Annotated in this window: 13 protein-coding genes; 9 read left to right on the top strand and 4 right to left on the bottom strand. The window is 64.7% G+C overall.

From position 1 onward, the window contains the following. Positions 1 to 7: 7 nt before the first annotated feature. The 3 genes from AC0MAZ_RS24255 to AC0MAZ_RS24245 form a co-directional block, all read right to left on the bottom strand. On the bottom strand, positions 8 to 1,312 hold the full coding sequence (locus AC0MAZ_RS24255; RefSeq protein WP_062574980.1) for an MFS transporter: 1,305 nt from the start codon (positions 1,310 to 1,312) through the stop codon (positions 8 to 10). A 242-nt stretch (positions 1,313 to 1,554) separates the two neighbouring features. Next, positions 1,555 to 2,742, bottom strand: a complete 1,188-nt coding sequence (locus AC0MAZ_RS24250; RefSeq protein WP_203651022.1) for a transporter associated domain-containing protein — start codon at positions 2,740 to 2,742, stop codon at positions 1,555 to 1,557. A gap of 9 nt (positions 2,743 to 2,751) precedes the next feature. Then, complete coding sequence (locus AC0MAZ_RS24245) at positions 2,752 to 3,561, bottom strand: cytochrome C assembly family protein (RefSeq protein WP_050704198.1); 810 nt, start codon at positions 3,559 to 3,561, stop codon at positions 2,752 to 2,754. A 341-nt stretch (positions 3,562 to 3,902) separates the two neighbouring features. Between AC0MAZ_RS24245 and ffh the strand changes: the two genes are divergently transcribed. The 6 genes from ffh (at position 3,903) to AC0MAZ_RS24215 (ending at position 8,055) form a co-directional block, all read left to right on the top strand. Further along, complete coding sequence (gene ffh, locus AC0MAZ_RS24240; RefSeq protein WP_050704199.1) at positions 3,903 to 5,279, top strand: signal recognition particle protein; 1,377 nt, start codon at positions 3,903 to 3,905, stop codon at positions 5,277 to 5,279. 232 nt (positions 5,280 to 5,511) lie between these two features. Next, positions 5,512 to 5,763: a 30S ribosomal protein S16 gene (rpsP, locus tag AC0MAZ_RS24235; protein ID WP_011535318.1), complete on the top strand. Its 252-nt coding sequence runs from the start codon at positions 5,512 to 5,514 to the stop codon at positions 5,761 to 5,763. Between the two features lie 5 nt (positions 5,764 to 5,768). Next, positions 5,769 to 6,305 (top strand): ribosome maturation factor RimM, encoded by a 537-nt coding sequence (gene rimM / locus AC0MAZ_RS24230; protein WP_203651024.1) that lies wholly within the window; start codon positions 5,769 to 5,771, stop codon positions 6,303 to 6,305. 3 nt (positions 6,306 to 6,308) lie between these two features. Next, the gene (trmD, locus tag AC0MAZ_RS24225) at positions 6,309 to 7,061 is read left to right on the top strand and encodes a tRNA (guanosine(37)-N1)-methyltransferase TrmD (protein ID WP_028691588.1); all 753 of its coding nucleotides are present in this window, start codon (positions 6,309 to 6,311) and stop codon (positions 7,059 to 7,061) included. A 42-nt stretch (positions 7,062 to 7,103) separates the two neighbouring features. Then, positions 7,104 to 7,454 (top strand): 50S ribosomal protein L19, encoded by a 351-nt coding sequence (gene rplS, locus AC0MAZ_RS24220; RefSeq protein WP_011535315.1) that lies wholly within the window; start codon positions 7,104 to 7,106, stop codon positions 7,452 to 7,454. Positions 7,455 to 7,644: 190 nt separating this feature from the next. After that, positions 7,645 to 8,055, top strand: a complete 411-nt coding sequence (locus AC0MAZ_RS24215; protein WP_110738367.1) for an acyl-CoA thioesterase — start codon at positions 7,645 to 7,647, stop codon at positions 8,053 to 8,055. Between the two features lie 105 nt (positions 8,056 to 8,160). Here AC0MAZ_RS24215 and AC0MAZ_RS24210 read toward each other — a convergent pair whose 3' ends face one another. After that, positions 8,161 to 9,981 (bottom strand): cation:proton antiporter, encoded by a 1,821-nt coding sequence (locus tag AC0MAZ_RS24210; protein WP_475859459.1) that lies wholly within the window; start codon positions 9,979 to 9,981, stop codon positions 8,161 to 8,163. 68 nt (positions 9,982 to 10,049) lie between these two features. Here AC0MAZ_RS24210 and xerD point away from each other — a divergent pair, with 68 nt between their 5' ends. The 3 genes from xerD to AC0MAZ_RS24195 all read left to right on the top strand — a co-directional run bounded on the left by xerD (position 10,050) and on the right by AC0MAZ_RS24195 (position 13,237). Next, a complete protein-coding gene (gene xerD / locus AC0MAZ_RS24205) occupies positions 10,050 to 10,946 on the top strand; it encodes a site-specific tyrosine recombinase XerD (RefSeq protein ID WP_234562173.1) in 897 nt (298 codons plus the stop codon). A gap of 154 nt (positions 10,947 to 11,100) precedes the next feature. After that, positions 11,101 to 11,850, top strand: coding sequence for a thioredoxin fold domain-containing protein (locus tag AC0MAZ_RS24200; RefSeq protein ID WP_203651030.1), 750 nt, complete (start codon positions 11,101 to 11,103; stop codon positions 11,848 to 11,850). A gap of 82 nt (positions 11,851 to 11,932) precedes the next feature. Next, a complete protein-coding gene (locus AC0MAZ_RS24195; protein ID WP_023630110.1) occupies positions 11,933 to 13,237 on the top strand; it encodes a homoserine dehydrogenase in 1,305 nt (434 codons plus the stop codon). The last annotated feature ends 48 nt before the right edge of the window (positions 13,238 to 13,285 follow it).

The raw sequence follows: 13,285 nt of genomic DNA, 5'->3' as shown, positions 1-13,285 counted from the left end.
GATTGATTCAAAGTTCGGTATTACGCGTCTCTTTCAGGCACAACACGGCAATCAGACTGATCACCGCCGCCACCGACACATACCCCCCCACCCAGCTCAATCCCCCCATGCTCACCAGCTTCTGGGCAAAGAACGGTGCCGCCGAGGCGCCGACGATGCCGCCCAGGTTGTAGGCCGCCGAGGCGCCGGTGTAGCGCACATGGGTCGGGAACAGCTCGGGCAGCAGCGCGCCCATCGGCGCGAAGGTCACCCCCATCAGGAACAGCTCGATGGCCAGGAACAGCGCCACGCCGGTGGTCGAACCCGAGGTCAGCAGCGGTTCCATGGTGAAGCCCGAGGCGATCGCCAGCAGGCCGCCGACCACCAGCACCGGCTTGCGCCCGTAACGGTCGCTGAGCCAGGCCGACAGGGGCGTGGCCAGGGCCATGAACACCACCGCGAAGCACAGCAGGCCGAGGAAGGTCTCGCGGCTGTAGCCCAGGGTGGTCACGCCATAGCTGAGCGAGAACACCGTGGAGATGTAGAACAGCGCGTAGCACACCACCATGGCCGCGGCGCCCAGCAGGGTCGGCAGCCAGTAGCGGGCGAACAGGTCGACCACCGGCATCTTCACCCGCTCATGACGGGCCACCGCCTTGGCGAACACCGGGCTTTCCTCCAGCTTCAGGCGCACGTACAGGCCGACCAGCACCAGCGCCGCGCTGAGCAGGAACGGAATGCGCCAGCCCCATTCGCGGAACTGCTCGTCGCTGAGCACCAGGGCCAGGGTGAGGAACAAGCCGTTGGCGGCGAGAAAGCCGATCGACGGGCCCAGCTGCGGAAACATGCCGAACCAGGCACGCTTGCCCTGCGGGGCGTTCTCGGTGGCCAGCAGCGCCGCGCCGCCCCATTCGCCGCCCAGCCCCAGGCCCTGGCCGAAGCGCAGCAGGCAGAGAATGATCGGCGCCCAGACGCCGATGCTGTCATAGCCGGGCAGCACGCCGATCAGCGTGGTGGACACGCCCATCAGCAGCAGCGAGGCGACCAGCGTCGACTTGCGCCCGATACGGTCGCCGAAGTGGCCGAACAGCGCCGAGCCCAAGGGGCGGGCAAGGAAGGCGATGCCGAAGGTGAGGAAGGCCGCGAGCATCTGCGCGGTGCCGGAGCCGGACGGGAAGAACACCGGCCCGATCACCAGCGCGGCGGCGGTGGCGTAGACATAGAAATCGTAGAACTCGATGGCGGTGCCGATGAAGCTGGCAGTGGCCACCCGGGCCGGTGAATTGACCGGTGTTGCCGAGGCAGGTTCGGCGTAGGTGCTGCTGGTAGTCATGCGAAGGTCCCTGACAGTCATGCTCCATGGGGCACGGCCCATGTGACGGGCACACGGGAGCCGGAGCGTATTGTTGTTGGTCGCGCGACTGACGATAGCCCAGGGGATAGGCAGTGAGCGGTTGCTGTTCGGGGTGCTGAAGCAGGACCGCGGGGCGTGTCAGTGGTGCGGACTGGCCGTCGGACGCCGGGTGCGGGTAGCGGGCGAGACGGCAGGGCTGGGTAAGCGTGACCCGAGTATAGCTAGCGAGTCAGTGTCCAGACCAGTACCTTGCTTGCGCAATTATCCTCGGTTTCGAGGATTTCCAGCCGATATCTGCCAATTTTAAGGCATACAGCGCTTGCCGGGATGCTTTCCAAGGCCTCGGTGACCAGGCCGTTGAGGGTTTTCGGCCCGCCGTCGCAGGGCAGGTGCCAGCCCAGGGTGCGGTTGATCTCGCGCAGCGAGGCCGTGCCTTCGATGACGAAGCGGCCATCGGGCTGGGGATGGACATGAGGGTTGTCCAGGCTCTGCTCGTCCTCGAACTCGCCGACGATCTCCTCGAGGATGTCCTCCAGGGTGACGATGCCGAGCACCTCGCCGTATTCGTCCACCACCACGCCCATGCGCCGCTGCTGCTTGTGGAAGTTCAGCAGCTGCATCTGCAGCGGTGTGCTTTCGGGGACGAAGTAGGGTTCGTAGCAGGCTGCCTGAAGCTTCTCCGGGGTAAGTTCGGCCCGTGGCAGCAGGTGGCTGATCAGCTTGGTGTTGAGTACCGCTTCGACCTGGTTGATGTCGTTGTGATAGACCGGCAGGCGGGTGTGACGGCTGACGATCAGTTGCTCGATGATGCGCTCGATGGGGTCGTCGAGGTTGATGCCGTCGACTTCGTTGCGTGGTACCAGGATGTCGTTGACGGTGATCTTGTCCAGTGCCTGCAGGCCTTCCAGCAGGCCGTGGCGGGCGCTGTCGACCGGGCCGTCTTCGTCGAAGTCGTCGTCTGCCTGCGGGTGCAGGGCCACTGCAGTGGGCTGCACGCGGAACGGGCGCAGGATCAGCCTGGCGCAGCCATCGAGCAGGCAGCCCAGCGGCTGCAGCAGCGCCAGCGGCCATTTCAGCAGGTTGCCGCCCAGGCTCAGGAAGGCGTGCGGGTCGCGGCGGGCCAGGCGGCGCGGCAGGTAGTCGGCGAGCACCAGCAGGGTGAAGGTGGCACCAAGGCCGGCCAGCCAGAAACCGTGTTCACCGTCGTAGCGCTGGCCGATCAGGCAGGCCAGGCCCAGTACCAGCAGCTTGCCGAGGCTGGCGCCAAGCACCAGGCCCTGGGCGGGGAGGGGGGAATCGCCCTGGCCGTTGGCTTGCTGGCGGGCGCTGTCGACCGCGGTGAACAGCGCCGACCACAGCAGCGCCAGTGCGATGATGCCGAGCAGCGGGGCGTACGGCAGGGTGTCCATGGGCGGCCGTCAGATATGCAGGATGAATTCGCGGACCAGCTTGCTGCCGAAATAGGCCAGCATCAGCAGGCAGAAGCCGGCCAGGGTCCAGCGGATCGCCTTGTGACCGCGCCAGCCGAGGCGTGTGCGGCCCCACAGCAGCACGCTGAACACGACCCAGGCCACGCAGGCCAGCAGGGTCTTGTGCACCAGGTGCTGGGCGAACAGGTTGTCGAGGAACAGCCAGCCGGAGATCAGCGACAGCGACAGCAGCACCCAGCCGGCCCAGAGGAAGCCGAACAGCAGGCTTTCCATGGTCTGCAGCGGCGGGAAGTTGCGGATCAGCCCGGACGGGTGCTTGTGCTTGAGCTGGTGGTCCTGCAGCAACAGCAGCAGGGCCTGGAACACGGCGATGGTGAACAGGCCGTAGGCCAGGATCGACAGCAGGATATGCGCGAGGATGCCGGGCTCTTCGTTGATCAGCGGTACCGTGCCAGGTGGGGCGAACTGGGCCAGCAGCGCGGTCACCGCGCCGAGCGGGAACAGCAGCACCAGCAGGTTCTCCACCGGGATGCTCAGGCAGGCGAGCAGGGTCAGGCCGATCACCGCCACGGCGATCAGGCTGGCGGCACTGAAGAAGTCCAGGCTCAGGCCCAGGGGCGTGATCAGCTGGAAGAACAGGGCGCCGCCCTGGGCGACCACCGCCAGCGTGCCGAGCAGGCCCAGCAGCCGTTTGTCGGCACGGGCGCCTCGGGCCAGTCCGGTGGCCTGGTAGACGGTCGCGGCCAGATAAAGGAAGGCGGCGAGCAGATTGGGGATGAGGCTGGGTGAAGAGAACATAAGTCCTGGCAGGCAAGCCCTAAAGGGACGGAGTTTGGCATAGATCGCGGTGGGCAAGGAAGACCAGCAAGCCTTGCTCCGGTGCCTGGCGAGCGACTTGTACCCCATATGCCGGCCTCTTCGCGGGTAAACCCGCTCCCACAGGGGCGTGCGCGATCTCTGTGGGAGCGGGTTTACCTGCGAAGAGGCCGGCATGGTCACCGAATATCCAGAGGGGCTGCTCCAAGGTGTGCGTCGCCGCCGCTCTCCGCTATAATCGCCGCCTTGCTCTGCCCGGCGCGTGTACATGTTCACCTGGGCATCTGAAAAACCTCGGCTCCACTGGGCCTGAAAGGATCACCATGTTCGAAAACCTGACCGACCGCCTGTCACAGACGCTGCGCCATGTCACCGGCAAGGCCAAGCTGACCGAAGACAACATCAAGGACACGCTGCGCGAAGTGCGCATGGCCCTGCTCGAGGCCGACGTTGCCCTGCCGGTGGTCAAGGATTTCGTCAACAGCATCAAGGAACGCGCGGTCGGCACCGAAGTGTCGCGCAGCCTGACGCCAGGCCAGGCCTTCGTGAAGATCGTCCAGGCCGAGCTGGAAAGCCTGATGGGCGCGGCCAACGAAGAGCTGACCCTCAACGCCGCACCACCCGCCGTGGTGCTGATGGCCGGCCTGCAGGGCGCCGGTAAGACCACCACCGCCGGCAAGCTGGCGCGCCACCTGAAAGAGCGCAAGAAAAAGAGCGTGATGGTGGTGTCGGCCGACGTCTACCGTCCGGCGGCGATCAAGCAGCTCGAAACCCTGGCCAATGACATCGGCGTGACCTTCTTCCCGTCCGATATCAGCCAGAAGCCGGTGGCCATCGCCGAGGCGGCGATCCGCGAGGCCAAGCTCAAGTTCATCGACGTGGTGATCGTCGACACCGCCGGCCGCCTGCATGTCGACGCTGACATGATGGACGAGATCAAGGCGCTGCATGCTGCGGTCAAGCCGATCGAAACCCTGTTCGTGGTCGACGCCATGACCGGCCAGGACGCGGCCAACACTGCCAAGGCCTTTGGCGACGCCCTGCCGCTGACCGGCGTGGTGCTGACCAAGGTCGACGGCGACGCCCGTGGCGGTGCCGCGCTGTCGGTACGCGCCATCACCGGCAAGCCGATCAAGTTCATCGGCATGGGCGAGAAGACCGAGGCCCTGGAGCCGTTCCACCCGGATCGTATCGCCTCGCGCATCCTCGGCATGGGCGACGTGCTCAGCCTGATCGAGCAGGCCGAGCAGAACATCGACAAGGCCAAGGCCGACAAGCTGGCCAAGAAGCTGAAGAAGGGCAAGGGCTTCGACCTCGAGGACTTCCGCGACCAGCTGCAGCAGATGAAGAACATGGGCGGCCTGGGTGGCCTGATGGACAAGCTGCCGAGCATCGGTGGTGTGAACCTGTCGCAGATGGGCAATGCCCAAGGCGCGGCCGAGAAGCAGTTCAAGCAGATGGAGGCGATCATCAACTCCATGACCCCGGCCGAACGTCGCGACCCTGACCTGATCAGCGGTTCGCGCAAGCGCCGCATCGCCCTTGGTTCCGGCACCCAGGTGCAGGACATCGGCCGCTTGATCAAGCAGCACAAGCAGATGCAGAAGATGATGAAGAAATTCTCCGCCAAGGGCGGCATGGCCAAGATGATGCGCGGCCTTGGCGGGATGCTGCCGGGTGGCGGCATGCCAAAACTGTAAAAGAATCCGGTGGGCCTCTTTATATGAGGAAGCCCGCCAGACCCCCGCTCCGGCGGGATCATGGCCGCCGCGAGGTGGCCCAAACCGGCAGGACTGAGCGGCAGGCCCCGGCATTGCCGAAAAAGGCATTTGCAAATGTCCGTGTATTCCCCGAGAATATGCGGCCTTTTGGGCACCCGTGTGCCCATTGGGCATTCAGTTTTGCAGCACCGACTATAGGAACGATGTTCACATGGTAACCATCCGTCTGGCCCGTGGCGGCTCGAAAAAGCGCCCATTCTACCACCTGACCGTGACCAACTCGCGTAACGCCCGTGACGGCCGTTTCGTTGAGCGCGTTGGCTTCTTCAACCCGATCGCATCGGGCGCCGAAGTCAAGCTGTCGGTCAACCAAGAGCGCGTCACCTACTGGCTGAGCCAGGGCGCACAGCCGTCTGAGCGCGTTGCTCAGCTGCTGAAGGAAGCTGCCAAGGCTGCAGCCTGAGCAGTATGAACGCGACGCCAGAAAAGGCTGACGACCTCATCGTCGTTGGCAAGATTTTTTCGGTTCACGGCGTTCGCGGCGAGGTGAAGGTGTATTCCTTTACCGATCCGATTGAAAACCTGTTGGATTATCCGCGCTGGATGCTTCGGCACGAAGGCAAGGTAAAGCAGGTCGAGCTGGTCAGCGGTCGTGGCTCCCAGAAGGGCCTGGTCGTGAAACTCAAAGGCCTCGATGATCGTGATGAAGCCCGTCTTCTGAGCGGTTACGAAATCTGCATTGCGCGGAGCCTTTTGCCCAACCTGGCAGCCGACGAGTACTACTGGTACCAGTTGGTGGGCCTGAAGGTCATCAATCAGGACGAACAGCTGTTCGGCAAGATCGATCACCTGTTGGAGACCGGCGCGAACGATGTAATGGTGGTCAAGCCCTGCGCAGGCAGCCTGGATGATCGCGAGCGTCTGTTGCCCTATACCGGGCAGTGCGTGCTGGCAATCGACCTGGAAGCAGGCGTGATGCGGGTTGAGTGGGACGCGGACTTCTAGACGATGGGTAACCTTCGCGTAGACGTCATCACGTTGTTCCCCGAGATGTTCTCGGCCATCACGGAGTACGGCATTACCAGCCGCGCGGTGAAACAGGGGTTGCTGCAAGTGACCTGCTGGAACCCGCGGGACTACACCACAGATCGCCACCACACCGTGGATGATCGGCCGTTTGGCGGTGGTCCGGGCATGGTGATGAAGATCAAGCCTCTGGAAGACGCCCTGGTTAGCGCCAGGCAGGCGACCGGAGCATCGGCAAAGGTGATCTACCTTTCGCCACAAGGCCGCAAGCTGACACAGCAGGCGGTCAAAGGCCTGGCCGAACAGGAATCGTTGATCCTGATCGCCGGTCGTTATGAAGGCATCGACGAGCGCTTTATCGAGGCTCATGTCGATGAGGAGTGGTCGATTGGCGACTATGTGCTTTCCGGTGGCGAGCTGCCGGCCATGGTACTGATCGATGCGGTTACACGGCTGCTGCCCGGAGCTTTAGGGCATGTGGACTCGGCGGAGGAAGACTCTTTCACCGACGGTCTGCTGGATTGCCCGCACTACACCCGACCTGAGGTGTATGCGGATCAGCGTGTTCCCGACGTGTTGCTAAGTGGCAACCATGCACATATCCGGCGTTGGCGGATGAAGCAGTCCCTTGGTAGGACCTTCGAACGACGCGCCGATCTTCTGGAAAGTCGCTCGCTTTCTGGAGAAGAGAAGAAGCTGCTCGAGGAATACATCCGCGAGCGGGACGATAGTTAAACGTATCGATGGTGGATCAAGTATCCATCTTAGGAGCACAGCATGACCAACAAGATCATCCAGCAGCTCGAAGCCGAGCAGATGAGCAAAGAGATCCCGACCTTCGCACCAGGCGACACCGTTGTCGTCCAGGTTAAAGTGAAGGAAGGCGACCGCTCGCGTCTGCAGGCGTTCGAAGGCGTCGTTATCGCCAAGCGTAACCGCGGTCTGAACAGCGCCTTCACCGTGCGCAAGATCTCCAGCGGCGTTGGCGTAGAGCGTACCTTCCAGACCTACAGCCCGCAGATCGACAGCCTGGCCGTGAAACGTCGTGGTGACGTGCGTAAAGCCAAGCTGTACTACCTGCGCGACCTGTCCGGCAAAGCCGCTCGCATCAAGGAAAAACTGTCCTGAGTACAGTTTGCCTGGCGGCCTAGGTCGCCTTGCGAGAAAAAAGCAGCCTTCGGGCTGCTTTTTTGCATTTTGCGATTTGTGTTGGCTGCTTCGCGGGTAAACCCGCTCCCACAGGTTTATCGCCCTCTGTGGGAGCGGGTTTACCCGCGAAGCAGGCGACCTTGCTTTCAGACTTTGCGAGGTGAATCCCATGACGACGCCCCGAGACCAGGAAATCCAGCGCCGCACCGAACTGTCGGTGACCCGCGTGACCAAGGCGGTGTTCCCCAACACCACCAACCACCACAACACACTATTCGGCGGCACCGCCCTGGCATGGATGGACGAAGTGTCGTTCATCGCCGCCACCCGATTCTGTCGATTGCCCCTGGTGACCGTGTCCACCGATCGTATCGATTTCAAGCACCCGATCCCGGCCGGTTCGATCGTCGAGCTGGTGGGCACGGTGATCAAGGTCGGCAACACCAGCCTGCAGGTGCAGGTGGATGTGTTCGTCGAGAACATGTACCTCGACGGCCGCGAGCGGGCGATTCATGGCGTGTTCAGCTTCGTCGCCATCGACGAGGACAAGCGCCCGGTACCGGTGCTGCCGCTGGCTTGATTGCCCTCACGTGGACCCTGTAGGAGCGGCTTCAGCCGCGATCACCCGCAAGGCGGGTGCCAGGCTCCGCGACGCCTGCATCGCGGCCAAAGCCGCTCCTACAGGTTAATGCGCCACAGGCTGCTCGGTCAGCTCCGGCTCCACCAGCGCCACCAGTGTCCACCCAGGCTGCGGCTTGAGTGGATTGTCCGGACTGGCCACATGCACCCAGCCTTGGCCGTCCCGGGCGAACAGCAGCGTGGCCCGCGGGCCATGCAGTTGCTGGTAGTCGCTCCAGCCGAAAGCCTCGGTCAGCGTGGTGCTGTACAGCTCGGCACCCTGGTGCAGCAGCTTGGCCAGCTGCCCATAGGTCATGGGGCTCGACCCAAGCAATTGCCCGCGATGCTCCTCGCTGGCCCGGTGCTTGTCGCTGCGCTGTTTTTCCAGGCCGCTGGCCAGCACGAACAGCCGGGCCTGGCCGAAGTCATGACGAAAACGCGCGCAGGCCAGGGCATTGAGCTCGCCTGCCGGTGACAGCCCCAGCAGGTGGCCCAGGCCGACCAGGTCGAGGTGGGCGTCGGCGTGCTGCGAGGCGGGGTTGCCGAAGTAGGTCGGCAGGTTGTCCATGCGCGCGGCGCGGATGTTCTCCCAGCTCGAGTCGGTCAGCAGCACCCGGCAGCCCAGTTGCTGCAGGGCCTTGGCGATGACCCGCGCAGGCGGGTTGGCGCCGACCACGAGAAACCCGCTCGGCGCCGGTTCCGCCACCTTCAGCAGGCGCGCCAGGGGCCTGGCGGTGGCACTTTGCAGCACCACGGTGCCGATGATCACGGCGAAGGTCAGCGGCACCAGCAGCAGCGCGCCGTCGTGCCCGGCCTGGTCCAGGCGAATGGCGAAGATCGCCGAGACGGCCGCGGCCACGATGCCCCGTGGCGCGATCCAGGCCAGCAACGCCCGTTCCCGCCAGCTCAACGGCGAACCCAGGGTCGACAGCAGGACGTTCAGCGGCCGTGCCAGCAACTGGATCACCAGCAGCAGCGCCAGCACCGCCGGCCCCAGGGCCAGCAGCGCCTGCAGGTCGAGCCGCGCGGCCAGGAGGATGAACAGGCCGGAGATCAGCAGCACGCTGAGGTTCTCCTTGAAATGCAGGATCTGCCGCACATCCACGCCGGGCATGTTGGCCAGCCACATGCCCATGAGCGTGACCGCCAGCAGGCCCGATTCATGGACGATCTGGTTGGCGGCGATGAAGATGCCCAGCACCGCCGCCAGCGAGGCCAGGTTGTGCAGGTATTCCGGCAGCCACTGCTCGCGCATGACCTGACCGAGCAGCCAGCCACCGGCAACACCCAGCGCGCTGCCGCAGAAGATCACCCCGGCAAAGGTCGCCAGGCTGTGGCTCAGGCCCTCGCCGGCGGCGCTGGCGATGATGAAGCTGTACACCACCACCGCCAGCAGCGCGCCGATCGGGTCGATGACGATGCCTTCCCAGCGCAGGATGTTGGCGATCGCCGCCTTTGGCCGCACCACCCGCAGCATGGGCACGATCACCGTGGGGCCGGTGACCAGGGTCAGGGTGCCGAACAGGATCGCCAGCGGCCAGTCGAAGCCCAGCAGCCAGTGGGTGGCCAGGGCGATCACCAGCCAGGTGCTCAGCGCACCGACGGTGACCAGGCGATGCACCACGCTGCCGATCTCGCGCCATTGCGACAGGTGCAGGGTCAGGCTGCCCTCGAACAGGATCAGCGCCACCGCCAGCGACACCAGCGGCATCAGCAGCGGGCCGAACAGCGCCTGGGGCTGCAGCCAGCCCAGCACGGGCCCTGCGAGGATGCCGCACAGCAGCAGGAACAGGATCGCCGGCAGCTTCAGGCGCCAGGCCAGCCATTGGCAGAGCAGGGCGGCAGCGCCGATGCCGCCGACACTCAAAAGAATCTGCTGTTCGTTCACGCGGGCTCCCTCTGCATGCCGTGTTATGAAAGACTAAGCGTCATTTCGTCGTTTGCCACCGAGTCTTCATGCCTGCACTGGACCACCCCCTGATCGACCAGTTCCTCGATGCCCTCTGGCTGGAGAAGGGGCTGTCCGACAACACCCGCTCGTCGTACCGCAGCGACCTGGCGCTGTTCAATGGCTGGCTGCAGGAACATGGCGTGGCACTGCCCGATGCCGGGCGTGAGCTGATCCTCGACCACCTGGCCTGGCGTTTCGACCAGGGCTACAAGCCGCGCTCGACCGCGCGTTTTCTTTCCGGGGTGCGCGGGTTCTTCCGCTACCTGCTGCGCGAGCGGCTGGTCACAGTCGACCCGACGCTGCAGGTGGACATGCCGCAACTGGGCCGGCCGCTGCCCAAGTCGCTGTCGGAGGCCGATGTCGAGGCCCTGCTGCAGGCACCGGACCTCGGCGAGGCCATCGGCCAGCGCGACCGTGCCATGCTCGAGGTGCTCTATGCCTGCGGCCTGCGCGTGACCGAGCTGGTCAGCCTGACCCTGGACCAGGTCAACCTGCGCCAGGGCGTGCTGCGGGTGATGGGCAAGGGCAGCAAGGAGCGCCTGGTGCCGATGGGCGAGGAGGCGGTGGTGTGGATCGAGCGCTACCTGCGCGATGGTCGCGCCGAGCTGCTGGGCGGGCGCCCTAGCGACGTGCTGTTCCCCAGCCAGCGCGGTGAGCAGATGACGCGGCAGACCTTCTGGCACCGCATCAAGCACCAGGCGCGGGTGGCCGGCATCGACAAGCCGCTGTCGCCGCACACGCTGCGCCACGCCTTTGCCACGCACCTGCTCAACCATGGCGCCGACCTGCGCGTGGTGCAGATGCTGCTGGGCCACAGCGACCTGTCCACTACGCAGATCTATACCCATGTGGCCAAGGCGCGGCTGCAACAGCTGCACGCCGAACACCACCCACGTGGATGAATGCTTTTCATGTTCCGCCGACCGGTGCCTGAGTACCCCTACTGCGCCAGTTTGTTGTGGTAGGCTTGGACGGTTTGTTGCAAGGGCCGAATGTTCGCTACCCGCCAGGGTCAAGCAACGCCCCCACGGCCCCGTCCGCCTTCAGGAGTACCCCATGCGCGTGACCCAGATTTTCGCCGCCGCCGCCCTGGCGTTGGCCAGTACCTTTGCCGTCGCCGCGGCCACCGATGCCAATGCCGGTGCCGAGCAGGCGATCCGCAAGTCCTTGCAGAACCTCGCGCTGGAAGTGCCGGTCGAGAGCGTCAGCAGCAGCCCGCTCAATGGCCTGTACGAAGTCAAGCTGCAGGGCGGGCGCGTGCTGTACGCCAGCGCCGACGGTCAGTTCGTCATGCAGGGCTACCTGTTCCAGATCCAGGACGGCAAGCCGGTCAACCTCACCGAGAAGACCGAGCGCCAGGGCATTGCCAAGCTGATCAACGGCATTCCGGTCGGCGAGATGGTGGTCTACCCGGCCAAGGGTGAAACCAAGTCGCACATCACCGTGTTCACCGACACCACCTGCCCGTACTGCCACAAACTGCACGCCGAAGTGCCGGAACTCAACCGCCGTGGCATCGAAGTGCGCTACGTCGCCTTCCCGCGCCAGGGCCTGGGTTCGCCGGGTGACGAGCAGCTGCAGGCGGTCTGGTGCTCCAGCGATCGCCGCGCGGCGCTGGACAAGATGGTCGACGGCAAGGAGATCAAGGCCGCCAAGTGCGCCAACCCGGTCAGCAAGCAGTTCCAGCTGGGCCAATCGATTGGTGTAAATGGCACGCCGGCGATCGTTCTACAGAATGGCCAGGTGATTCCGGGTTACCAGCCGGCGCCGCAAGTGGCCAAGCTGGCCCTGGCCGAGAGCAAGTAATCAATTCAGTACGCCGTCGTCATGGGGTGACGGCATGTTTCACGGTCGGCGCAGGTGCCGGCCGTTCTATGGGGAGTTCACAGTGAAACCGGTCAAAGTAGGCATCTGTGGGTTGGGGACCGTCGGTGGCGGAACCTTCAATGTACTTCAGCGCAACGCCGAGGAGATCGCCCGCCGTGCCGGGCGCGGTATTGAAGTGGCACAGATTGCCATGCGCTCGCAGAACCCGAACTGCCAGATTACCGGTACCCCCATTACCGCTGATGTGTTCGAAGTCGCGAGCAACCCCGAGATCGATATTGTCATCGAGCTGATCGGCGGCTACACCATCGCCCGCGACCTGGTGCTCAAGGCCATCGAAAACGGCAAGCACGTGGTCACCGCCAACAAGGCGCTGATCGCCGTGCACGGCAACGAGATCTTCGCCAAGGCCCGCGAGAAGGGCGTCATCGTCGCCTTCGAAGCCGCCGTGGCCGGTGGCATCCCGGTGATCAAGGCGATCCGCGAGGGCCTGTCGGCCAACCGCATCAACTGGCTGGCCGGGATCATCAACGGCACCGGCAACTTCATCCTCACCGAGATGCGCGACAAGGGCCGCGCCTTCCCCGACGTGCTGGCCGAAGCCCAGGCGCTGGGTTATGCCGAGGCCGACCCGACCTTCGACGTCGAAGGCATCGACGCCGCGCACAAGCTGACCATCCTGGCGTCCATCGCCTTTGGTATCCCACTGCAGTTCGACAAGGCCTACACCGAGGGCATCACCCAGCTGACCACCGCCGACGTGAACTACGCCGAGGCCCTGGGCTACCGTATCAAGCACCTGGGCGTGGCCCGTCGCACCGCCGACGGCATCGAGCTGCGCGTGCACCCGACGCTGATCCCCAATGATCGCCTGATCGCCAACGTCAACGGCGTGATGAACGCGGTGATGGTCAACGGCGACGCCGCCGGTTCCACCCTGTACTACGGCGCTGGTGCCGGCATGGAGCCGACCGCGTCGTCGGTGGTCGCCGACCTGGTCGACGTGGTCCGCGCCATGACTTCCGACCCGGAGAACCGCGTGCCGCACCTGGCGTTCCAGCCGGACGCGCTGTCGGCCCACCCGATCCTGCCGATCGAAGCCTGCGAAAGTGCCTACTACCTGCGCATCCAGGCCAAGGACCACCCGGGCGTGCTGGCCCAGGTCGCCAGCATTCTTTCGGAGCGCGGCATCAACATCGAGTCGATCATGCAGAAGGAAGCCGAGGAGCAGGACGGCCTGGTACCGATGATCCTGCTGACCCACCGTGTGGTCGAGCAACGCATCGACGACGCCATCGTCGCCCTGGAAGCGCTTCAGGACGTGGTCGGCAAGGTCGTGCGCATCCGCGTCGAACAGCTCAATTAATTTCGGCGGCGGGCCGCGACGGCGGCCCGCGCCCAGCATCGAAGGTTT

The organism is Pseudomonas sp. A (assembly GCF_056270345.1).
Note: the sequence above shows the minus strand (reverse complement) of the source record. Positions and strands in the feature narration are given on the sequence as shown.